Consider the following 20,412-nt stretch of genomic DNA (forward strand, 5'->3'; position numbering starts at 1 on the left):
TCAGAGCAATTCTGAGATGGCCTTCACCTCCCCCGTAAACGGGGGAGCACTGGCCAAGATCAAAGGTAGAAGGCCGTGAAGCTCGAACGCGAGCTGTTCGGGCTCTATGTCGTGGGGCAGTTCGCCCACGTCGGCCGCGATCCGCAGGTCGTTGATCAGCAACCGCCGCCCGCGCAGCAGAAAGCGGGCCACCATGTCGTGTACGGGGCCCTGATGCTGCGCCGTGCGCTGTCTCAGGAGGAGCGGGCCAAGGGCCGGGGCCCCGGCGAGCGCGGCGGGGCTGAGAGGATCGGGCCATGGAGAGCGAGAGCGCCGCACCCGTGGACGAGGCCGCTGAGCTGGTCGTATCGGCGGCGGCCGTCGTGGTGGACGGCCGGCTCCTGGTCGTCAGCAAGAAGGCGGCCCCCGATTTCTTCTACCTGCCCGGCGGCAAACCCGAGCCCGGGGAGAGCGCCCGAGAGGCACTGGTGCGGGAGCTGCGCGAGGAGTTGGGCGTCACACCCGTCTCGGTCACGCCGCTGACGGAGGTCCGCGCGACGGCCGCGCTTGAAGGGGTGCCGATGCGGCTGACGGTCTTCAGCGCCGCGCTGGAGGGTCGTCCCGCTCCGGCCGCCGAGATCGCGGCGCTGCGCTGGACGGACGGTACGGAAGGGCCGGGCCTCACCCTCGCTCCGGCCGTCCGCAACCACGTCATGCCGCTGCTGCCCCTCGGCTGAGGCCGGGGCCGGATCCCGCACCGGGAGCGGATCCCGGCACCGTCACCGGAACCGGGAACCGTCACCGGAACCGGGAACCGTCACCGGAACCGGGAACCGGGAACCGGGACCGGGACCGCCCCGGGAGCGTCCCGTTCAGCCGCGGGTGGCGGGCAGGCCCAGGTCGGCGGCCCATGGGGGGTTCGCACCGCGTACAGCCACCACGGCGGCGGCCACCCGCGTCCCGAACGTCAGCGCCTCCTCGACCCGCTCGACGGTCAGCCCGTCCAGCCGTCCGCCCAGCTCGCCCGCCCTGTAGAGGGCGTGGAGGAAGCCCGCCATGAAGGAGTCGCCGGCTCCCACCGTGTCCACGACCTCGGTGCGCGGGGTCGCCACGCGCACCCGCCTCCCCCGCAGCGAGGCGAGGACTCCCCCGGCGCCCAAGGTGACGACGACCAGCCCGGCTCCGTCCGCGTGGAAGGCGTCGGCCGCCTCCTCCGGTCCCGCACCCGGGCGCAGGTGGGCCAAATCGTCGTCGGAGAGCCGCAGGATGTCGGTGGCCGCGCACCAGCGGGGCAGGGCCTCGCGGTAGACAACCGGATCGACCAGCAGGGGGCGGACGTTGGGGTCGACGGAGACCGTGGCGCGCTCCCGTACGTCCCCCAGCAGCCGTTCGACGGCGGCGCCGCCCGGCTCCCGCACCAGCGCCAGCGAGCCGGTGTGCAGGCAGGCGACCGGGCCCGCGGAGGCGGCGGCCAGTTCGGCGTCCCGCCACTGCCAGTCGGCGGTGCCCTGGGCGTGGAAGGAGAAGTCGGCGCTGCCGTCCTCAGCCAGGTCGGCGACACCGAGCGTGCTGGGCTCGGCGGCCTTCACCGCCCGGCTCAGGTCGACGCCGGACGCGTCGAGGTGGGCGCGGAACAGCCGCCCGAACACATCCTGGGACAGCCGTCCCAGGAAACGGGTGGGCACACCGAGCCGGGCCAGCGCCACGGCCGTGTTGGCCGGGCCGCCGCCGGGGAAGACCTCCAGGCCGAGCGCCCCTTCGGGTGCGGCGTCCGGTGAGGTGACGAACGCGTCGGCCACGCACTCGCCCAGAACCGCGATAGGACGTTCGGACATGCTGGGGCCCTTCTGTCGTCTCTGTCAGCAACAGGTTTGCTGTCGCGGCCCTTTCGGACCGCGGCCACTCCCGGCTGCGGTCGGTGCCGGCCACGAGCAGAAGCAGGAGCAGCTTCCCTCACGCGCCCCGGGCGGCGGAACCCGGGGGCCCTGCGGCGGCCTGGGATTTCGCGGCCTGGTGGTCTGCGACCTTGTGGTCTGCGGACCTGTGGTCTGCGGTCTCGACGTCCCCGTGGTCCGCAGCCTCGACTTCCCCGCCCTAGGGGTCCGCACCCTCGGAATCCAGGTTCTCGGAATCCGCGCCCTCGGTATCCGGGCCGAGAAGGGCGTCGACGTGCGCGGCGAGGGCGGCCCGCAGCTCGTCCTGGGGCATCCCCAGGCCGTCGACCAGGTGCGTCACGAGGTCGGCACGGACGGTGGACAGCAGGGCGTGGGCTGTGAAGTCCGGGTGGCTGACCCCGGACACCTGCCGCACCGTCTCGCACAGGGTCTCGTGCCACCGGACGTAGTGCTCGGCCTGGTAAGGGCTGCTGATCCCGGCGTCCTCGGCGACCGACATCAGGTGCCGGTTCTCGATCTTGAAGCGCAGTACGGTGTCGAGGAGGGACCGCACCCGCTGCCGCGGCGGGAGGGCGGACCCGGCTGTGTCCCCCTCGCGCCCCCCGTCCCCCGCGTTGCCCTCTTCCCGCACCCGCTCCAGCAAGGGCTCAAGGCGGGCTCCGATCACGGCGGCGATCAGGCCCGCCCGGTCCCCGAAGCGGCGGAAGAGGGTGCCCTTTCCGACGCCCGCCGCCGCGGCGACGTCGTCCATGGAGACGCTGTGCGGGTTGCCGCTGCGGGTGAACAGCGCGTCGGCGGCGGCCAGTACGGACTCCCGGTTGCGCAAGGCGTCCGCGCGCTCCTTGCGCTGGGCCATGGCTCCTCCTCCGTAGGGTGAGCCCGCCTCGGGCAGGCGGTGCGACGGCTCATGCTAGATGGTGCCCTCACCTGCGCTGACCGGGTATCGGCAGGCGGCCGGGCAGCTCCTTCTCGGCGAACGCGCGGAAGCCGCGCGGCGGCCGTCCGGTGAGGCGCTGGACGGTGTCGGTGGTGCGGTCCTCGGCACCGTCGGCGATGGCGCGGTCCAGCTGCGCCAGCAGCCCGGCGAACTCCAGCGGGATCTCGGCCGCCAGCCGCTCCCGCATCTGCTCGAACGTCAGCTTGTGGTGCACCACCTGGCGCCCCGTGACCTCGGTGACGAGCGCGGCGATGTCGTCGTAGCTCAGCGCCTCCGGGCCCGTGAGGACCAGGTCGGTGCCGGGGGCCCAGTCGTCGGTGAGGGCGTGCACGGCGACGGCCGCGATGTCGTCCGCGTCCACGAAGCCGACCCGGCCCTCCCCCGTCGCGGTCAGGAGGACGCCCTCCTCGCGGATGCTGCGGGCGTGGACATGGCTGCCGGTGAAGTTCTGCATGAACCAGGAGGGCCGCAGCACCGCCCACTCGTCGAACAGCCCCGGCAGCGCCTCGTGCACCTGCCCCGTCGCCGGGCCGCCGGCGGGGATCGCCGAGGAGCTGAGCAGCACGGCCCGGCGCACGCCTGCCGCACGCGCCTGCCGGAGGAACGGCAGCATGACGGCGGCGGGGTCGGAGGCACCGAGAGGCGGGACGAGGTAGACGCTGTCGGCGCCGTCGAGGGCCTCGGCGAAGGTCGCGGGCTCGTACCAGTCGAAACGGACCGGCCGCGCACCCTCGACCGGGGTGGCGCCCCGGCTCGCAGCCTTGACCCGGTGGCCCCCGGCGAGCAGCCGCGCGACGACCCGGCTGCCGGTGGTGCCGGTGGCTCCGACGACCGAGGTGGCGCGGGTGGCCCTCATCGGTTGCTCCCGGTGAAGTCGGTGGCGGGTTCCTGGAGGGCGAGGGGGTTCCAGTAGTCGCGGTAGGAGGCGATCCGCCCGTCCCTGACCGTGACCACGGCGATGTACGTCATGTCGAAGGGCCCATCGGTCTTCACCAGCCGCCCCACGCCGCGCATCTCGACCACGATGGTCCCGGGCTCGGTGGTCCGGTGGATCTCCAGGGACGGGAAGTCGTGGAGGTCGATGTGGTCGGGGTAGTGGCGCATGTACGCGGCGATCTCCACCTTGCCCTCCAGCCGGGCGGGCCAGCCCTCGGGGGCGAAGGGGAACTCGAAGACGGCGCTCTCGTCGAAGAGTTCCAGCCACGCGGGAATGTCCTTCTCCAGCAGCAGCCGCAGACTGTGCCGGTACAGCTCCTCGGGCGTGGTGGGGGTGGTTGTCGTGGCGGTCATGAAGCGTTCCGTTCCGCTCGGGTCAACTGAATCGGACCGGCGGTCCGCATAGCCTTCACTATACGGACCACCGGTCCGTTTAACAATGGGAGACCCCCTCCGGGCACGAAAGGGCAGGTCAGCGCGGAGATGTTACGACGGGCCGAGGCGTACGGGTCAGCGCCGGAGCTTGGGCAGTTTGCGGAGTTCGGGGACGCGCAGGAGCCGGCCCAGCAGCAGGTAGACGACGGCGAGGACCACGAGACCGGCGGCCAGGGAGAGGGCGGAGGCGAGGGTGCCGGCCCCCTGCTGGCCGGTCAGCGCGTGGGACGTCGCCCAGGCCGCGGCTCCCGCGAGCGTGGCGGCGGCGACCAGGCGGGCGTAGGCGGAAACCAGTCCGCCCGTGGGGTCGAGGGGGCCGGCGAGGCGACGGCGCAGCAGCCAGGCGGTGAGCGCGAATCCGGCCGCGTAGGAGAGCGTGTACCCGGCGGCCATGCCGGTGACCGACCAGCGTGCGGGCAGCAGCAGATGGCACGCGGTGGCCAGCGCGATGTTGACCGCCGCGATGAAGGACGCCATCCAGAAGGGCGTTCGGGTGTCCTGGAAGGCGTAGAAGCCGCGCAGCAACAGATACTGCGCCGAGAACGGGATGAGCCCCGGCCCGAACGCCTGGAGCATCTGCCCGAGGGGCCGCGCCGACTCCGCGTCGGCGGCCCCGTGCGCGAACAGCAGGGCGGCGATCTGCGGGCCGAGCGCGGCGAACAGGAGCGCGGTCGGCACGATCACGACGCCGCTCACCCGCAGCGCCCGCGTCAGATCGGCCCGCAGGTCGGTGAGCCTGCCCTCGGCGACCGCCCGGCTCATGCGCGGCAGCAGCGCGGTGACCAGGGAGACGGTGACGATGGACTGCGGCAGCATCCAGATGGTCTGCGCGTAGGTGTACGCGGAGTACCCCGCTCCGGCGTGCGGGAGCTTCTGGTCGGCGGCGTTGGCGTAGTTGGTGACGAAGGTCAGCGAGACCTGGGTGGCCAGCACGAACAGCAGCGTCCACTTCGCGGCGTGGACGCTGCTGCCCAGCCCGGTGCCGCGCCAGTCGAAGCGCGGCCGGAAGCGGAACCCGGCGGCCCGTACGAACGGGACCAGCGCGAGCGCCTGGAGCGCGATGCCGCCGGTGGTGCCGAGGCCCAGGAGCCGCACCTGAGTGGCGGTGATCTCCGCGACCCCGTCGGGGACGGTCATCATGCCGAGGTAGGCCCCGAACATCGCGATCAGGACGGCGTTGTTGAGCACCGGCGTCCACATCATCGCGCCGAACTTCTCGCGCGCGTTGAGGACTTGGCCGAGCATGCCGAACATCCCGTAGAAGAAGATCTGCGGCAGCAGGAAGCGGGCGAAGACGACGGTCAGCTCGTACGCCTCGTGCTGCGCGGGCGTGTCGCGCATGTAGAGGCTCACGATCTGCGGCGCCGCCCACACGGCCAGGGCCGTCCCGACGGCGAGCACACACAGCACGAGGGTCACGAGCCGCTGCTCGTACGCCTTGCCGCCGTCCGGCTGCGTGGCCCGCGCGCTGACCAGCTGCGGCACCAGCACGGCGTTGAGCGCGCCGCCGATCAGCAGCGTGTAGAGGCTGGTGGGCACGGTGTTGGCCGTGTTGTACGTGCTCGCCAGCAGGCCGGTGCCGAGGGCCGCCGCCTGGAGCACGTTGCGGATCAGCCCGGTGGCCCGCGACACGACGGTGCCCACGGCCATGAGCAGCGAGGACCGCGCGAGCCCTCCCCCGCCCCGCTGCCGCGCCTCTCCGCCCGGCCTCTCGTCGTTCCCGGGCCCCGTCTTGACGCTCGTCCCCTCCACCATCGGGCCAATCTATGGCGTGGGGATCACGATGTGTGAATTGACGACGACGCTTGACTTGAACTTCACTTCAAGTACCAAGCTGGCTCCCGGTTCATCAGCGGACGAAGGGAGCACACCGTGTCCGAGGCAGAGGCCAAAACCGAGGCCAAAACCGAGTCCGGAACGGCGTCCGGAACGGCGTCCGGAACGGCGTCCGAACCGATGACGGGGCCGGTGGAGCGGTGGATCGCCGCCCATGCCCGCCCGCTCGAAGTCTCGGACGCACAGGGGCCGTTGGACGATCTGCGCCCCCTGCTCGACCTGGCCGCCGGGGCTCGGATCGTCGCGCTCGGCGCCTCGACGCGGCAGTCGCACGAACTGTCGGTCGCCGCCCACCGGATGGTGCGGATTCTGGTGGAGGAGGGGGGATTCCGCTCCGTCTCCCTGGAGGGTGACGAGCCGGAACGGGTCGGCCTCGACACCTACATCAGCACCGGCGCCGGGGACCCCCGGGCAATGCTGGCCGAGGCGCGGTCCTTCTGGCGCACGGAGGAGATCCTGGGCCTCGTCCACTGGATGCGGTCCTACAACGCGCGCCACCCCGAGGACCCGGTGCGGTTCGCCCGGACCCCGCCTGTCACGACCGCCGAGGGGCTGGCCGGGATCGAACGGGGGCTGGCCGAGGGCATCGTCCAGTGGGAGGAGCGCAGCGGCGACCGGATCGTCCACTGGGGCGGCTTCGCGCACACCGCCGTCGGCCACCCCCGCACCGTCGCCCCGACGCCGCCGGACTCGCCGCCGCTCACGCACCGCAACGCGGGCAGCTTCCTGCGCGAGCGCTTCGGGGAGGGGTACGTCTCGGTGGGCCTGACCTTCCACCACGGCCACCTCCTCGGCCTCCCCCACTCCGCCCCCACCCGGCCTCCCTACGGCGCCCCCACCCCGCCACCGGAGTTCGCCGAGACGGTGCTCGGCGGCGCCGGACCGGGGGCCTACCTGCTGGACCTGCGGGACGGAGCGGGGGCCGCCGCACCGGAGCCCGTACGGACCTGGCTGGACTCCCCCACCAGGACCCGGCTGGTCGGCCCGGCCTACGACCCGGCGGACGACGCCGCGCACCACCTGTCCGGGGGCGCGCTCACCGACTGGTTCGACGCGCTGGCGCACGTACGGGAGGTGACCGCGGCCCGGCCGCTCTGATGCGCTGCCCGTCACGTCCCGGCCCCGGAGAAGGGGCAGAAGGCGGGATCGGGCTCGACGGGCGGCGGCTCGGGCGGACGACGGCTCGGGCGATGGCGGCTCGGGCGGCGGCGAGGTCAGCCGCCGCCCCGCTCGCGCGCGTCGTCACCCTCGCCCTTGTGCCCGGCCCGGGTGCGGCCCGGCAGACCCGCGCACAACAGGAGTCCGGCCCCGGCCGCGCCGGTCAGAGCCGTCAGGGTCGGGGGCATGGCCGACAGGAAGGCGTCCGCGCTCGCCCGGGTGGGGGGCGTGGCGACGGTCATCAGCATCGTGGCGAGCGCGACGCCGAGCGTGGGGCCGATGTTCAACGCGGTCTGCTGGAGACCGCCCGCCACGCCCGCGTGGGCCACGGGGGCCCGGCGCACGATCACCGCCGTCGCGGTCACCATCACGGTGACGAAGCCCGCGCCCAGCGCGAGGAAGGCGCCCCCGATACCGACGGCTCCCGCCTCCTCGCCCAGCCGGGAGAGCGTCAGGACCCCCACGGCCACCAGCGCGGCCCCTACGGCCGCGGTACGGCGCGGCCCGAAGCGCCGCGCCAGTACGGGACACAGCGGGGCGCCCAGCACCATCGCCGCCGCCATCGGCAGCGTGCGTATCCCGCACTCCAGCGGGCTGAGCCCCAGCACGTCCTGGAGGTAGTACGTCGCGACGAACAGGGTTCCGAACAGCGTCGCCGAGACGGCGAGCAGCAGCGCCAGCGCGGCGACCACCGGCCGCGCGCGCACCAGTTCCGGCGGCACCAGCGGGTGCGCGGCGCGCCGCTCGTGCCATACGAACGCGGTGCCCGCCAGCCCGCACCCGGCGAGCCCGAGCCAGGCCGACGGCGTCCAGCCGGCGCCCGGCACGGCCACCAGCGTGTGCACCAGGCACACCAGTGCGACGGCGAGCAGCGCCGCTCCCGGCAGGTCGAGCCGCCGCCTGTCGGAAGCCTGGTCGGCCCGGGGAGCCTCGGCAGTCCGGGGAGCCTCGGCCCCGCTCCCCTCTCCCGTCGGCGTCCGCCCCGCCACCAGCACGAGGAGCCCGACCGCCACGGCGGGCGGCACGTTGAGGAAGAACACCGCCCGCCAGCCCAGCCAGGCCGCCAGCGCGCCGCCCACGACGGGGCCCGCCGCCGCGGCCAGCCCGATCGCGCTCGTCCGCAGCGCGATCGGCATCCCGAGCCGCTCCGGCGGATACGCGGCGCGCAGCATGCCGAGCGTGGCGGGTTGCAGCAGCGCGCCGAAGACGCCCTGGGCGACCCGCAGTCCGATCACCCAGCGCACGTCGTGCGCGCACCCGATGCCCGCCGAGGTGACGGCGAAGCCGAGGATGCCGAGGGCGAACACGCGACGGTGCCCGTACCGGTCACCGAGCCTCCCGGCGAAGACCAGCAAGCTGGCGACGGTGATGAGGTAGCCGGTGCTCGTCCACTGCACCTGCGCGAAGGAGGCGTGCAGGTCGCGCCGGAGGCTGGGCTGTACGACGGTGAGCACCGTGCCGTCCAGCGCGACGACGACGGCGCCGGTGACGCTGGCGATGAGCGTCACGACGCGGCGGCCCGCGCGGCGGCGGTCCGCGCGGCCCCCGTGCCCCGACGGCGTCTCCCTCGCGCCCTCTGTCAGGGACGCGGTCACCGGGGCTCCGGCCCGAGGTGTGCCGCCAAGGCGGCGTCCAGCAGGGCCTCGGACTGTCCGGCGCCCGTGGCGAGTTGGAGGCTGCCCCACTCCCACAGCTGTGCGATGCCGTGCAGGTTCGCCCACAGGGCGCCCGCGGTCACCCGGGGATCGGCTCCTGCGTCCCGGCCTCCGCCACCCGCCCTGTCGACCAGGTCCACGAGGGTGCCGAAGAGCGGCAACGTGGTCTCGCGCAACCCCAACTCACCGCTCTCCAGCAGATCGTGACGGAACATCAGCTCATACATGCCGCGCCGCTCGTGCGCGAAGCCGAGGTAGACCCGCCCCAGCGCGGCGAGCTGCGCGCGCGGCCCCTCGCTCTCGGTGGCGGCCAGCTCCCGCCGGGCCCGCGCGCCGAGGTCCGCGAAGCCCTCGCGGGCGACGGCGGACAGCAGCGCGACGTGCGTCGGGAAGTACCGGCGCGGCGCCCCGTGCGAGACGCCCGCGTGGCGGGCGATCGCCCGCAGGGAGACGCCGCGCACGCCTTGGCTCGCCACCAACTCGGCTCCGGCCGCGACGAGTCGGGCCCGCAGGCCCGGATCCTCCTCGGAGGTGCTCGCTTCACTCATAGACAGTGTCTACCAGGCGTCGGTAGACACTGTCTACTCGCTACTGAGGCCCAGCTCGCACCACACCGTCTTCGCGTACGGGGCCCGCCGCTCGACGCCCCACCGCAGGCTCAGCGCCTCGATGAGGGCGAGCCCCCTGCCCGACTCGGCGTCCGGCGCGGCGGCCCTGGGAGCGGGGAGCGGACGCGGATCGGCGTCCGTCACGGCGAGCCGCACGCGTGCGCTGTCGCTGTCGACCTCGCCACTCCCGCCCTCGCCGCCGCACCAGGTGAGCCGCACCGTGGCGGGCGCCCCGTCCCCGACGTGCACGATGACGTTGGTGAGCAGCTCGCTCACACACAGTGCGGCGAGGTCCGCGACGGCGTCGGGCACGTCCCACCGTCGGCAGTGCGCGACGATCTGCCGTCGCACACCCGCCACTTCCGAGGCTCGCGCGAGCAGCGCCACCGTGAGGCCCGGCCACTCGGTCGCCGTAGACCGCACCCCGCTCATCGCTTGCGCTCCCCCACACGCCGCAGCACCGCCGCCAGACCCCGCGCCGTCTCCAGGTTGCAGTTCCCGAGCGAGACCAGGGCGTACGGCTGCCGCCCCGCGAACGTCACCAGGTCGACGCCGAGCGAGGGCAACGTCAGCCCGTGCGTTTTGAGGGCCGCGCCCAATTCGGCGAGGCATTCCTCGACCTCTTTCGATCACGTGGAGGCACACTCGTTCATTTGTCGCACCCTTCCTGTGCACTGTGTGACGGACACCTCACACAATGACCGCGGAGCGCGTAGCGTTGCAGCTCATCGGGCTCCCGCAAGCGAACTGCCCATCAGCTATGACCAATTGCGGAGAGGTGGGGAACGCCCCGGCCCGAACGGAAACAACCACCAACGCACGGCGGTGAACCATGCCCGGACCCAAGGACATCGACGGATCAGCGGGAGTCCCGACCTTCTACGGCAAGGAGCTGCGCTGGAAGCGCGAACAGGCGGGGCTGACGCAGCAGGCGCTCGTAAAAGACAGCTTCTACGGCTTCAGCCACCTCAGCGAGATCGAACGCGGCGAGCGTCGGATGCCGCTGGACCTGGCGGAGCACGTCGACCAAGTCCTCGGCACGGATGGGTTCTTCAGCCGGAGGTGTGAGGACGTCCGCCGGGCGCGGCGGAAGGGGCACGCCTGGTATTTCGAGAAGGTGTTGGAGACCGAACATGCTGCGGAAGCCATCGAGGAGTGGTGCCCGACTCTCATCCCAGGCTTGCTCAAACTGAGGACTACATCCGAGCCGTAGTCCACGCGACCCACCCTTTGGAGCAGGCGGAGGAAGTACAGGCCAAAGTCGATGCACGGCTTGCGCGGGCGGAACTCTTCGTCAATGGACGAAGGCCGGTGGTTTGGATCATCCTGCACGAATCCGTACTGCATCAGCAGATTCTCCCTGCGGCTGGGATGGCCGAGCAGCTCAACCACGTAGCGGAACTGGCTCAGCGCCGCCAGCTCGTTCCACAAGTGATGCCGTGGAACGTAGGGGCTCACCCGCTGATGCTGGGCGCAGCAAAGGTCATGACCTTCACCGATGCCCCTCCATTGGCCTACACGGAATCCCCATACAGCGGCGCCACGATCGACGATCCACCGATCGTGAAGAAGTACTCGTATGCATACGACGTCGTCAGGGCCGCCGCGCTCTCACCGCAGGCGTCAGTGGCCATGATCCAGCAAGCGGCAGAGGACCACCGAAATGGCAATCAACCAGGCTACTTTGAGCGCCCGCCGTTGGCGTAAGAGCAGCTACAGCAACGGCGACGGCGGCGACTGTGTAGAGATCGGCGAAGGCTTCCCCGGCGCGGCGCACTGGCGCAAGAGCAGCTACAGCAACGGCAGCGGCGGCAACTGCGTGGAGGCCGCCGCCCGCTGGCGCACGAGCAGTCACAGCAACGGCGACGGCCGCAACTGCGTCGAGGTCGCCGTCGGCACCCCGCAGGGGATCGTTCCCGTGCGGGACACCAAGACGGCACCCGACGGGCCCGCTCTCACCTTCCCCGCCGTGCAGTGGGCGCACTTCATCGACGCGCTGCACACGGGGGCGCTCACCGCGTAAAGGGGGGTGCGGACGGCTGCGGTGAGGCCTATGCGGAGGCGGCGTTCAGCGCATCCGTTCGCTGCCGAGTCAGGATTCCAGCGTTCGTTTGATGATCTCCATCCCTTGGGACATCGCCGCTTCGAGGGCCGGTGCGAGGTCGTCGGGGAGTACGTCGTGGACCCAGATCAACCGGCAGTGCTCCCCGTCGGCGACGACCCGCATGGAGGCGTTGTGGTGGGCGGGCCGCAGGGAGTCGCCGACCACCGCGTAGACGATGCGTCGCGCATCCTCGTCGAGAGACACAAAGCGCTCGCGTGCGATCGTGCCGTCGGCGAAGGTGACGACTCTGGCGTCGCCTTCGACACGTGTGCCGACCACATGACCGGGCGCCATGCGGCTCGGGCCCGTCTCGAAGTCACCGATCACCTGCCAGACGGAGTCGGTCCTGGACCTCAGTACTGTTTCCTTGATGATGGAAGCCATTGCGGGTTTTCGTCCTTTTTCCTGTATTCCAGCGTGGCGGAGTCATGCGAACCGAGGGCAGTCGGCTCGGGCGTCGGGTCGGCCCGATTCCCGGTGGCCCTGGACACGCTGGAATCCTGTCGCCGCTGACGCGTCGGGTCTTGAACATCCTTGCGGGCGACGTCCTTCACGGCTGTTGTCAGACCCCGGGCGTAGCTTTCGGGAGTGCTCTCCTCCGTCGCCCTCGCCACCCGGCCGGCATTCAGCGTCTCGGTCGTGACCTGCCGCAACGACCACACACGCTGGTCCGCGGCGGAGGCGTGCGACGATTTCCGGATCGTGCTCGTGCGCCGCGGCACATTCCGCAGGAAGACCGACGGCCGCGCCGAGTACATCGATCCGACGCTTGCCTACCTCGGCGTACCAGGCGAGGAAGAGCGGTTCGCCCACCCATCGGGAGGCGATACGTGCACCTCGGTCAGTCTCGCCCCGGCTCTGTGGGGCTCCCTGGCCGGTGACGCGCGGCGGCCCAACGCGTCGACCGTGTATGTCGACGCGGGGCTCGACCTGGCCCACCGGAGGTTCCTCGCCGCCGCCCGGACGGAAGACATCGACTTCGCCGCCACCGAGCGGCTGCTGGATCTGATCAGCCGCGTCGTCCTGCGGGCCGTCGCCCAACCCACCCCCGCAAGCGCGCCGGCCGCGTCCCGCGACCGCGAACTCGCCGCCGAGGCTCGCAGCGTCATCCACGACGGTCATCCTGCCGCGACCGGCCTGGTCCCCCTTGCCGCACTGCTCGGGGTGTCGCCCTACCGGTTGAGCCGGGTGTTCACCCGGGAACTCGGCGTATCCCTGACCCAGTACCGCAACCGGGTCCGCGTGGCCACCGCGGTGGACCGGCTTGAGGCCGGGGAAACCCACCTGGCCACGCTGGCCGCGGACTTGGGCTTCGCCGACCAGGCCCACCTGTGTCGCACCGTACGCGCGCACATGGACACCACACCCACGGCCCTTCGCCGCCTGCTGACCTGACCGCCGATCCCGTATTCCGCCGTTCAGGACGGAGTCGACGGCGGAGCCGATGGTGGCGGCGGAGCCGATGGCGGCGGCGGGGCGATGCGGGGGAAGCCGCCGACGCCGTCGTCGTGGAGAAGCTCCGCCAGGACAAAGCGGCAGGTCCACCGCCGCCTGTGTCGGACGCCCTCCACGATCTTCATGAAGCCGTCGGTGACCCGGTAGAGCTGCGTCCGCTGCGGGTCCCGGGGGTGTTCGGGCACATAGTTGCGGGCCCGTTCCTCCAGGAGGGCCATCGCCTGCTCGCGGGTGCCGACGTACTGGCCCAGCACCTGGCTGCTCCAGAAACCGGCGCCCGGGGCGGTCTCGTGCCGTTCGACGAGGAGGTGCCAGGTGGTGTTCACTCGCCGGCCCACGTCCCCTCGCGGTGATTCCGTTCCAGGAACGCGGCATGTGCCACGACGTGCGGTCCCGCGTCCTGTTCGGGCAACGAGCGGTGCGGTGACAACAGGTGCGGCACCCCGGCCCCCTCCGGTTTCCTGCTTCGGTCCGTGGCTTGGACCCTAACCGCAGTCGGCCCCCGCCGTCGCCGATGACCCCGGGGCTGCCGACGGCCCCAGGTCCCGCCTGGGGCCGTCGGCACGCGCGCTACCCCGGGCCTGGTCCCCCCCATGGCCATCGCGGCCGTCGCGGGCCTCGTCGGTATGGAGTCCCGGCCGACCGCCGAGCCGAGCGAGCCCTGGTCCGTCGCCTCCCTGGGCGCCCCACAGGTGGGGCGGCGTGGTCATCGACCGCTTCGGCTCCGACACCCGGGAGGCAGCGCGCTGACCCGCCGCGATCCGGCGACCGGTCGCCCTCGACCGGAGTCACTGGATCGGGGAGTCAGGCGGGGGGAGTTGGACGGTGCGCTCCCGGTCGACGGCGTCGACGCCGTCGACCGCCTCCAGGGCCGGTATCCGGTCCTGCGCGACGGTGCCGGAGAGCGTGCCGAGGGCCGGCTGCTCGCCCGAGACCGTCAATCCGGCCTGCCGCAGGGCCTCGACCACTTCCGCGAACCGGTCGGGGTCGACCGCGAGGATAACCCCGACCGGCTCGGACTGTGACGGCTCGCTCACGGCGCCTGGAGCAGACCCGAGCCCACGTCCCTGACGGGCTGCGTCATCGGGAACGCACCGGACAGCAGACCGGCCTTGAGCTCGTCCGCCGAAGCGTCGGAGTGCGCCTCGACGATCAGGGCGAGGACACCCGCGACGTGCGGAGTGGCCATGCTGGTGCCGCTCAGGTTCTGGTACCCGCCACCAGGAGCAGCCGAGCGTATGTCCCTGCCGGGCGCGGCGATGTTGATCTCGCCGCCCTGGCCGTTGATGCCCCCGTTGGAGAAGAACGACGGCGTGAGTGCCTTGTCGAGCGCGGCCACCGCCAGGATGGAGGGGCAGTTGGCGGGCCGGCCGACGGGCTCGATGCGCGGGGGCCGATCACTGTCGTTGCCCGCGGCGGCGACGATCAGCGTCCCGCGCTTGAGCGCGCGCTGGGCCAGCTTCTCGTATGTCTGCGGGAAGAGCTCGCCCGGCCGCACCCCGGCACCGAGCGACATGGAGATCACCCGCGCGCCCTGGGCGACGGCCCAGGCCATGCCCGCCAGGATCTGGCCGTCGCTGCCGCTTCCCGCGTTGCTGAGCACCTTCCCCGCGAGGATCCGGGCCTCGCAGGCCACGCCGTAGCGGGGCCCCTGATCGGGGTGGGCCGGACCGGCGACGGTGCCGATGCAGTGCGTGCCGTGGCCGTTGCCGTCCTCGACGGCCTCGCCGGGGACGAAGGAAGCCGTCACATCGATACGGGCGGCCAGGTCCGGGTGGTCGGTGTCCACGCCGGTGTCGAGGACGGCGATCTTCACATCGCGCCCGGTCAGGCTGGACAGGTTGGCCCGGATCGCCTGGAGACCCCAGGTCCAGGTCTGCTCGTCCACGGCCGGGCCCGTGGCGGCGGCGATTTCGGCCCTGGTGTGGCGGGCGACGACGTCCTCGTCGCTGCGGTAGGCCGGGTAGAACTCGGTCGGCGTCTGCTGCGGAGCGGTGACCGGCAGGGCGTAGACCATGCGCTCCGGCTCCGCCGCGATGATCGAGGACTCCGCCTCGGCCGTGGTCACCAGCGTGTGGCGCTGTTCGGGCCGCACCTCGACGACGGCGGCCCCGAGTTCCTCGAAGAGCACCGAGACGTCGGGGCGCTCAAGGAGTTCGGCGACGTTCGCGGTCTCGGTTCCCCGGACGCGTTCGACGGATGCGATGTCGGCGGAGGAACGCAGCGCGTTCAGTCCGCTCTCCTGGTCACTCGGATCGAGCAGGACCACGTATCGACCGGTGAATTCCGTGCCCTCGCCGGGGACGTGGCCATTGGGCCGCTCGGGCTGCTCGCCGGAGGCGCGCCTGTCCATAGGTCCGTTCGCCATGGGATTTCCCGCTTTCTCTGTGCTTCCCCCCTTGCGTGAAAGCGCGCCGGTTCACGGAATATCGAACGCCGAGGATTGTGGGGCGCCGTTCACTCGTGTACCGACGCGTACACCGGCGCCTGCGCGGTTGTCCCTTCGCCAGGCCGTCGGCATTGCCTCCCCCCACACCGTCGCACCGGCCTCGGAGCCCCGCAACACGGCGCCGTACACACCTGGCGGGAGATCGCAACCGCAGAGCTGGAGCCGCACGCCGCACAGGCTGACCGGGAGATTCACAGACAGTGCGCTCCGTCACGGTCGCGTCACCCGTGCCCGCGGTACGCCCGCCTGACCCCGTTTGCAGAGATGTTCGCCAGGATGGCAACATGCCGCCATTACCCCAGCAGGTGCCTGAGCGGCGGGATGCTAGGAGAGACGCGTGGTGCGGCTGGCAGATCTGGTTGTGGGTGAGGAACAAGCCGCCGAAGAGGCCGCGGAAACCGCCTCACAATTCCAGGAGTTCCTGCGGGAGTTCCGGGAGACCACGGTGCTGGTGCCGGTCGATGACCGGGGCGGGCTGTGGTCGGCCGACCTGGGCGGCATCCGCTGGATCATGACGTTCTCCGACGAGGAGACGCTCTCCCGCTTCCTCCTTTTCCGTCATGAGGACGGCGAGCGGGAATACCACCGGGTCCTGGGTTCGCGTCTGTTGGACGCGGTCGTCCCCGCGGTCCCCGGACCGTGCGGGGTGGCGCTGGACCCGGGCAGCGAGCACGGCGCCGTCCTGCCGCCGGTGGCGGGCGTCGTCCCGGACCGGGCGACGGTCGGCACATATACGCGCGAGGGCGACGAGGTGCGGGTGTGAGTGACAAGGAGCCGGAGCTCGCGGCGCCCAAGTCGGCGCTGAACCTCATCACCAAAGGGATCAACGACTCGCTGGACGAGTTGCAGGAACTCGGCATGGTCGGCCAGGCCAGCGTGGGCCGGGGCTTCTCCGACGTGGCGCTGACCGGTATGCAGCTCGGCCACGAGGGTCTCACCTCGGCGTTCGGCGACTTCTGTGACCGGTGGGAGTGGGGCGTGCGGGCCCTGATCCAGGAGGGCAACTCCTTCGCCGAAGGGGTGGGCCTCGCCGGAGGAGCCGTCCATCAGCAGGACCAGTACATCCAGGGCACGTTCAAGGTGGCGGTGAACGCGGGGATGGGCAACCCCTACGCCACCGAGGAGGAGATCACCGGCAAGGACTGGGGCGAGGTGCTCTCCAACAACGCCTATACGCAGATCCGGGACGCCGACTACAGCAAGGAGTCCTTCCAGACCGCGCGGGAGAACAGCGTTCAGGCGTGGAAGAACACCGCCTGGGACGTCAGTACTGCCACCAGCTCACCCGCGGCCGGCCTCGTCGACGCTGCGGGTCTGCGGGACGATCTGAACGACGGGATGCGGGAGACGTTCGGCCCCTCCCCCGAGGAGCAGCAGCAGGCCGCGGCCCGGGCACAGTCGGGCTCCCGACCGCCCGCAGGTGAGCGCTGATGGGGATCACCGACACTTTCGGCGACCTCGTCGACGGCGGCGAGTCCCTGGCCAACAAGGGCCTCGGAGCCCTCGAAAACGGCTGGGAGAAGGGCAAGAAGGGCCTCGGCGAAACCGTCGACTGGGGCACCGACCAGGCCGGTCGCGGGCTGAACGCGATCGGCGCCGAGGACGCGGCGGACACCGTCGAGGACTGGGGCGATGAGACCGCTTCCTCGCTGGGCGCCACGGTCGGTGAGAAGCAGCTCGGCCGGACGGAGGAGGCCAACGAGCTGGTGCACGGCTCGCCCTCCGACATCCGGTCGTCCGCGAAACACCTGCGGGACTTCCAGCACGCGTTCGAGCTGGTCGGCAAGGGGATGCGCAAGCTCGACTCCTCCCACTGGAAGGGAGAGTCCGCCCGTGCCTTCCGGGAGAAGTTCCCCATGCATCCGGTGAAGTGGGTGCGTGCGGCGGACGCGTGCGAGAAGGCCGCCAAGGCCCTGGAGTCCTACGCCGACACCGTCAAGTGGGCCCAGGACCAGGCCAAGGATGCCGTCGCCGCCTACAAGAAGGGCGAGGCGGCCTCCAAGAAGGCGGAAAAGGAAGATCCGCCGCCCTCGAAGGACCCCGGCGACCACCACCGCAAGCTGGCGGAGGAGACCCTCGCCCGAGCGCGCCGTCAGCGCAACGAGGCGGCGCGCAGCGCGGGCACGTCCGTCCGCGCCGCGCTCGCCCACGCGCCCAAGGAACCGCCTCCCCTGAAGCGGGCGACGGCCACCTACATCGACGGCATGGGCGCCAGTGCCATCGAGCTGACGCATTTCGCCGGGGGCGTCATCAAGGGGGGCGCGGGCATCCTCAATTTCGCCCGTGGCCTCAATCCCATGGACATCTACAACCTCACCCACCCGGCCGCGTACGCGCAGAACGTCAACATGACCCTCGCCGGTCTGGTGTCCACCGCCGCACACCCGGAGCGCGTTCCCCAGGGGCTGCTCAAGACCTTCAAGAACGACTTCAGCGAGGGCACGGGGCGCCTCCTGCCCGAACTGCTCGGCACCAAGGGCCTCGGCACCGCCCGTACGGGACTGCGCGTGGCGGCCAAGGAGGGCGCCGGGGCGACCCGGTACGGAGCAGCCGCGGGCAAGGAAGGCGCCGAGTCCGCCGCGAAGACCGGTGCGAAGGAGGCGGGGAAGGACTGGAGCGACCTGGCGAAGCCCACGGACCGGGTCGCGGAGAAGTCCATCCACGCCGACTCGGTGGAGCCGGGCAGGGCGCAGGACTTCCTGGACGACCAGTTCCCCTGGATGCGGGACCTCAACAACCGCTGGGAGCCGGGCTACACCCACAACTGCCCGAACAACGTGGTCACCGTGGACCGGCGGCTGGACGGCCACGAGGTGTCCGCGGCCCCGCTGCACGGGGGCGGCGACATGCCCAACACCGCGCTGCGCAGCGGTCACCCAGACGGCTTCAAGTACTACATGAACAGCTACGACGACATCGTCAAGGACATGAGCCAGCGGGGGCCGGACGCCCGTGGTGCGATCAGCATCCGCCGGGAGGACGGCACGGGGCATTTGTTCAATGTCATCAACACCCCGCACGGTGTGACCTTCCTCGACGGCCAAACCGGCACGCTCGCCAGACTCGAACAAGACGTGATACGCATCGGGTACATGCCTTACAGATGACAGCGCCCACCTGTCATGAAGCAGATGACAGCATCCGCACGACACGAACGAAAGCCGCACCCCGGCACACCACTCGCCCCCTCCTCCGGAAACACATGATGCTCACCTTCGAAGACGCTCTCGACGCCGCCCGCGCCTATTTGCGGACCTCGCCGTACGAGGACCAGTTCACCCTCGTCATGCAGCCCGAGCTGTCCCGGGACTACGGCACCGCGTGGGGCGTCAGGTTCGACTCCCAGGAGCATCTGGACACCGGTGACGAGATGAAGGCCCCGTTCACCCGCGTCGTCGTCGTGCCCAAGAACGGCGCGGCCCCGCACCTCCCGCCGACGCATCTCCCGGTGGCGGAGTACGTCGCCCAGCTGGCCGCCCAGCAGCCGCCCGCCGGGGCCTGACGCCGTGGGCGACGGTCCCGTGACCGATGACCCCCGTCGGCGCGCTTCCGCCTGGCTGCGCTCCACCTACGGTGCCCTGGTCGAGCTGACTCGCGACGAGCCCGTCGCGGAGGACGTCGGCACGTGGCTGTTCGCCTGTCGCTCGGTGAAACAGCCGGGGTACCCCGCCACCCCGATGCTCGCGGCGTCCGTCGCCGTGCCCAAGGACGGCGCCGCGCCGTTCCACCCGGCCGCGCACGACCTCTGGGGCGACCTGGCGGAATTCGGCCGTACCCGTACCCCGCGTCCGGCGGATGAGCAGGCCCGGAGGCTCAACTCCCGCGGCTGCGTCGTCGCGGTCGGCGGGGGCCTCGCCGGCACCCCCGCCATGCCCCTGCCCTGGACCCCCGCGCATGAGGCACCGGGCTGGTGGGACCTGCTGCTGCGCAGGTACTTCGCCGGTGCCGAGCAGCTCACCTGTCGGGACTGGGACGAGGTGATCCGGGCGACGCGGGAGACCGGGCCGGGCACCCGGGGCGTGGTGTGGATCCGGCGCGAGGCCGACGGCGTCGAGGTGTCGGGGCACCTCGTCCATGTCCACCAGGACCGGAACGGGGGCCAGGTCGTCTTCCTCGACGGCATGACCGGCGGCCTGGCGCAACTGGAGACGCGCGGCCTCCTGAGCCTGACCTACGCACGCCTGCGGCCGGGCGACGAGGCCCCGCACCCGTCCCCTCCCACACCTCCGTGGCGCCGTGCGGCGGCCGGCTTCACCAGCGCGGTCGTCAAGGCCGAGACCTGGCTGGCACACACCTACGAGGAACCGCTGGAGCTGGTCGAGCCGAGTCCCGCCGACGAGCTGAAGCGCGGATGGCTGTTCGCCTGCAACACCACGGCGTATGTGGAGCACGGCGAGTGGTCGCGCGGCATGCTCGACGCGGCCTTGGTCGTACCCAAGGACGAGACGCCCCCCTTCGGCCTGCCCAACTCCCTGCCCTGGGCCTGGCTCGACGCCTGGGACGAGGGCGCCGAGCCCGGCAGCGGCACGCTCACACATCCGCCTCGCCCCGGAACCGCCGCATGGCTCCCCGCCACCATGAAGGAGCTCGGCGGCATGCGCTCGGTCTCCGCACACCACGATCTCGGGGAGCTGATGGACGAGCTCGCCACTCTGCCCCCGGAAGCGCGCGCCCTGATCTGGGTGCGCCGCAAGGACTCCAGGGGCCGGGAGTCCGTGGGCCTGGTGCTGAACGCCTTCCGTACGCCCGAGGGCAGGACAGCGCTCGTCGACGGCTCGTCCGCTCCCGTCACCGACCTCAACGCCCTCGCGGCCAGCGGCTTCCGGCTGATCCGGTACCGGTGACCCGGTAGCCCCGGCCCCCTCCGGGATGACGGCGATCGGCGTGTGGGCCGGGCGCTACTCGCCGCCGGCCCGTGCCGCAGTACGCCCCGTTCGAGGAGCGTCTCCCGGTTTCGAGGAGCGT

Annotated in this window: 23 protein-coding genes and 1 pseudogene; 10 read left to right on the forward strand and 14 right to left on the reverse strand. The window is 71.7% G+C overall.

What is annotated here, in order from left to right; genetic code table 11:
* Positions 1-318, reverse strand: coding sequence for a TetR family transcriptional regulator C-terminal domain-containing protein (locus OHB04_RS41790; protein ID WP_442814802.1), 318 nt, complete (start codon positions 316-318; stop codon positions 1-3).
* On the opposite strand from OHB04_RS41790, the gene OHB04_RS09990 reads away from it, so the two are divergent.
* On the forward strand, positions 297-716 hold the full coding sequence (locus tag OHB04_RS09990; RefSeq protein ID WP_326687307.1) for an NUDIX hydrolase: 420 nt from the start codon (positions 297-299) through the stop codon (positions 714-716). The two genes, OHB04_RS41790 and OHB04_RS09990, sit on opposite strands and share 22 nt — an antisense overlap.
* Positions 717-851: 135 nt before the next feature.
* Here OHB04_RS09990 and OHB04_RS09995 read toward each other — a convergent pair whose 3' ends face one another.
* The 5 genes from OHB04_RS09995 to murJ form a co-directional block, all read right to left on the reverse strand.
* The gene (locus OHB04_RS09995; protein ID WP_326687308.1) at positions 852-1,814 is read right to left on the reverse strand and encodes a carbohydrate kinase family protein; all 963 of its coding nucleotides are present in this window, start codon (positions 1,812-1,814) and stop codon (positions 852-854) included.
* A 259-nt stretch (positions 1,815-2,073) separates the two neighbouring features.
* Positions 2,074-2,730 carry a TetR/AcrR family transcriptional regulator gene (locus OHB04_RS10000; RefSeq protein ID WP_326687309.1) on the reverse strand — a complete coding sequence of 219 codons (657 nt, stop codon included), beginning with the start codon at positions 2,728-2,730 and terminating at the stop codon, positions 2,074-2,076.
* A gap of 67 nt (positions 2,731-2,797) precedes the next feature.
* Positions 2,798-3,667, reverse strand: coding sequence for an NAD(P)H-binding protein (locus tag OHB04_RS10005; RefSeq protein ID WP_326807305.1), 870 nt, complete (start codon positions 3,665-3,667; stop codon positions 2,798-2,800).
* Positions 3,664-4,101 carry a nuclear transport factor 2 family protein gene (locus tag OHB04_RS10010; RefSeq protein WP_326807306.1) on the reverse strand — a complete coding sequence of 146 codons (438 nt, stop codon included), beginning with the start codon at positions 4,099-4,101 and terminating at the stop codon, positions 3,664-3,666. Before OHB04_RS10010 ends, OHB04_RS10005 begins: the two co-directional genes overlap by 4 nt.
* A 156-nt stretch (positions 4,102-4,257) precedes the next feature.
* Positions 4,258-5,937: a murein biosynthesis integral membrane protein MurJ gene (gene murJ, locus OHB04_RS10015; RefSeq protein WP_326687312.1), complete on the reverse strand. Its 1,680-nt coding sequence runs from the start codon at positions 5,935-5,937 to the stop codon at positions 4,258-4,260.
* Positions 5,938-6,054: 117 nt separating this feature from the next.
* Here murJ and OHB04_RS10020 point away from each other — a divergent pair, with 117 nt between their 5' ends.
* Positions 6,055-7,116: an erythromycin esterase family protein gene (locus OHB04_RS10020; protein WP_326807307.1), complete on the forward strand. Its 1,062-nt coding sequence runs from the start codon at positions 6,055-6,057 to the stop codon at positions 7,114-7,116.
* A 116-nt stretch (positions 7,117-7,232) separates the two neighbouring features.
* Here OHB04_RS10020 and OHB04_RS10025 read toward each other — a convergent pair whose 3' ends face one another.
* Genes OHB04_RS10025 through OHB04_RS10040 form a run of 4 tightly spaced genes read right to left on the reverse strand, consistent with a single transcriptional unit; the run spans position 7,233 to position 10,038 of the window.
* Positions 7,233-8,771 carry an MFS transporter gene (locus OHB04_RS10025; RefSeq protein ID WP_442814804.1) on the reverse strand — a complete coding sequence of 513 codons (1,539 nt, stop codon included), beginning with the start codon at positions 8,769-8,771 and terminating at the stop codon, positions 7,233-7,235.
* The gene (locus OHB04_RS10030; protein ID WP_326687315.1) at positions 8,768-9,379 is read right to left on the reverse strand and encodes a TetR/AcrR family transcriptional regulator; all 612 of its coding nucleotides are present in this window, start codon (positions 9,377-9,379) and stop codon (positions 8,768-8,770) included. Before OHB04_RS10030 ends, OHB04_RS10025 begins: the two co-directional genes overlap by 4 nt.
* Before the next feature lie 33 nt (positions 9,380-9,412).
* The gene (locus tag OHB04_RS10035) at positions 9,413-9,871 is read right to left on the reverse strand and encodes an ATP-binding protein (RefSeq protein ID WP_326687316.1); all 459 of its coding nucleotides are present in this window, start codon (positions 9,869-9,871) and stop codon (positions 9,413-9,415) included.
* Positions 9,868-10,038: a hypothetical protein gene (locus tag OHB04_RS10040; RefSeq protein ID WP_326807308.1), complete on the reverse strand. Its 171-nt coding sequence runs from the start codon at positions 10,036-10,038 to the stop codon at positions 9,868-9,870. The genes OHB04_RS10035 and OHB04_RS10040 overlap by 4 nt, the downstream gene beginning before the upstream one ends.
* A gap of 233 nt (positions 10,039-10,271) precedes the next feature.
* Between OHB04_RS10040 and OHB04_RS10045 the strand changes: the two are divergent.
* Positions 10,272-11,146: pseudogene (locus tag OHB04_RS10045) on the forward strand (helix-turn-helix domain-containing protein).
* Complete coding sequence (locus OHB04_RS10050) at positions 11,103-11,462, forward strand: DUF397 domain-containing protein (protein ID WP_326687320.1); 360 nt, start codon at positions 11,103-11,105, stop codon at positions 11,460-11,462. The pseudogene OHB04_RS10045 and the gene OHB04_RS10050 overlap by 44 nt, the downstream one beginning before the upstream one ends.
* A 69-nt stretch (positions 11,463-11,531) precedes the next feature.
* On the opposite strand, the gene OHB04_RS10055 is transcribed toward OHB04_RS10050, so the two are convergent.
* The gene (locus OHB04_RS10055) at positions 11,532-11,927 is read right to left on the reverse strand and encodes an SRPBCC family protein (protein ID WP_326807309.1); all 396 of its coding nucleotides are present in this window, start codon (positions 11,925-11,927) and stop codon (positions 11,532-11,534) included.
* Between the two features lie 204 nt (positions 11,928-12,131).
* Between OHB04_RS10055 and OHB04_RS10060 the strand changes: the two genes are divergently transcribed.
* On the forward strand, positions 12,132-12,938 hold the full coding sequence (locus tag OHB04_RS10060) for a helix-turn-helix domain-containing protein (protein WP_326687322.1): 807 nt from the start codon (positions 12,132-12,134) through the stop codon (positions 12,936-12,938).
* A 23-nt stretch (positions 12,939-12,961) separates the two neighbouring features.
* Here the strand turns inward: OHB04_RS10060 and OHB04_RS10065 are convergent, their stop codons facing one another.
* From OHB04_RS10065 to OHB04_RS10075, 3 genes are all read right to left on the reverse strand, one after another.
* Entirely contained in the window at positions 12,962-13,324 is a 363-nt protein-coding gene (locus tag OHB04_RS10065; RefSeq protein ID WP_326807310.1) for a hypothetical protein, read from the reverse strand.
* 462 nt (positions 13,325-13,786) lie between these two features.
* Positions 13,787-14,035 carry a hypothetical protein gene (locus tag OHB04_RS10070; RefSeq protein ID WP_326687325.1) on the reverse strand — a complete coding sequence of 83 codons (249 nt, stop codon included), beginning with the start codon at positions 14,033-14,035 and terminating at the stop codon, positions 13,787-13,789.
* A complete protein-coding gene (locus OHB04_RS10075; RefSeq protein WP_326687326.1) occupies positions 14,032-15,366 on the reverse strand; it encodes a S8 family peptidase in 1,335 nt (444 codons plus the stop codon). Before OHB04_RS10075 ends, OHB04_RS10070 begins: the two co-directional genes overlap by 4 nt.
* Before the next feature lie 418 nt (positions 15,367-15,784).
* Between OHB04_RS10075 and OHB04_RS10080 the strand changes: the two genes are divergently transcribed.
* The 5 genes from OHB04_RS10080 to OHB04_RS10100 all read left to right on the forward strand — a co-directional run bounded on the left by OHB04_RS10080 (position 15,785) and on the right by OHB04_RS10100 (position 20,291).
* Positions 15,785-16,210, forward strand: a complete 426-nt coding sequence (locus OHB04_RS10080; protein WP_326687327.1) for an SseB family protein — start codon at positions 15,785-15,787, stop codon at positions 16,208-16,210.
* Positions 16,207-16,878 carry a hypothetical protein gene (locus OHB04_RS10085; protein WP_326807311.1) on the forward strand — a complete coding sequence of 224 codons (672 nt, stop codon included), beginning with the start codon at positions 16,207-16,209 and terminating at the stop codon, positions 16,876-16,878. Before OHB04_RS10080 ends, OHB04_RS10085 begins: the two co-directional genes overlap by 4 nt.
* Entirely contained in the window at positions 16,878-18,554 is a 1,677-nt protein-coding gene (locus OHB04_RS10090; RefSeq protein ID WP_326807312.1) for a putative T7SS-secreted protein, read from the forward strand. Before OHB04_RS10085 ends, OHB04_RS10090 begins: the two co-directional genes overlap by 1 nt.
* A gap of 95 nt (positions 18,555-18,649) precedes the next feature.
* On the forward strand, positions 18,650-18,949 hold the full coding sequence (locus tag OHB04_RS10095; protein ID WP_326687329.1) for a YrhB domain-containing protein: 300 nt from the start codon (positions 18,650-18,652) through the stop codon (positions 18,947-18,949).
* Positions 18,950-18,968: 19 nt separating this feature from the next.
* Positions 18,969-20,291, forward strand: coding sequence for a YrhB domain-containing protein (locus OHB04_RS10100; protein ID WP_326807313.1), 1,323 nt, complete (start codon positions 18,969-18,971; stop codon positions 20,289-20,291).
* The last annotated feature ends 121 nt before the right edge of the window (positions 20,292-20,412 follow it).

Source organism: Streptomyces sp. NBC_01775 (assembly GCF_035917675.1).
Classification (GTDB): domain Bacteria; phylum Actinomycetota; class Actinomycetes; order Streptomycetales; family Streptomycetaceae; genus Streptomyces.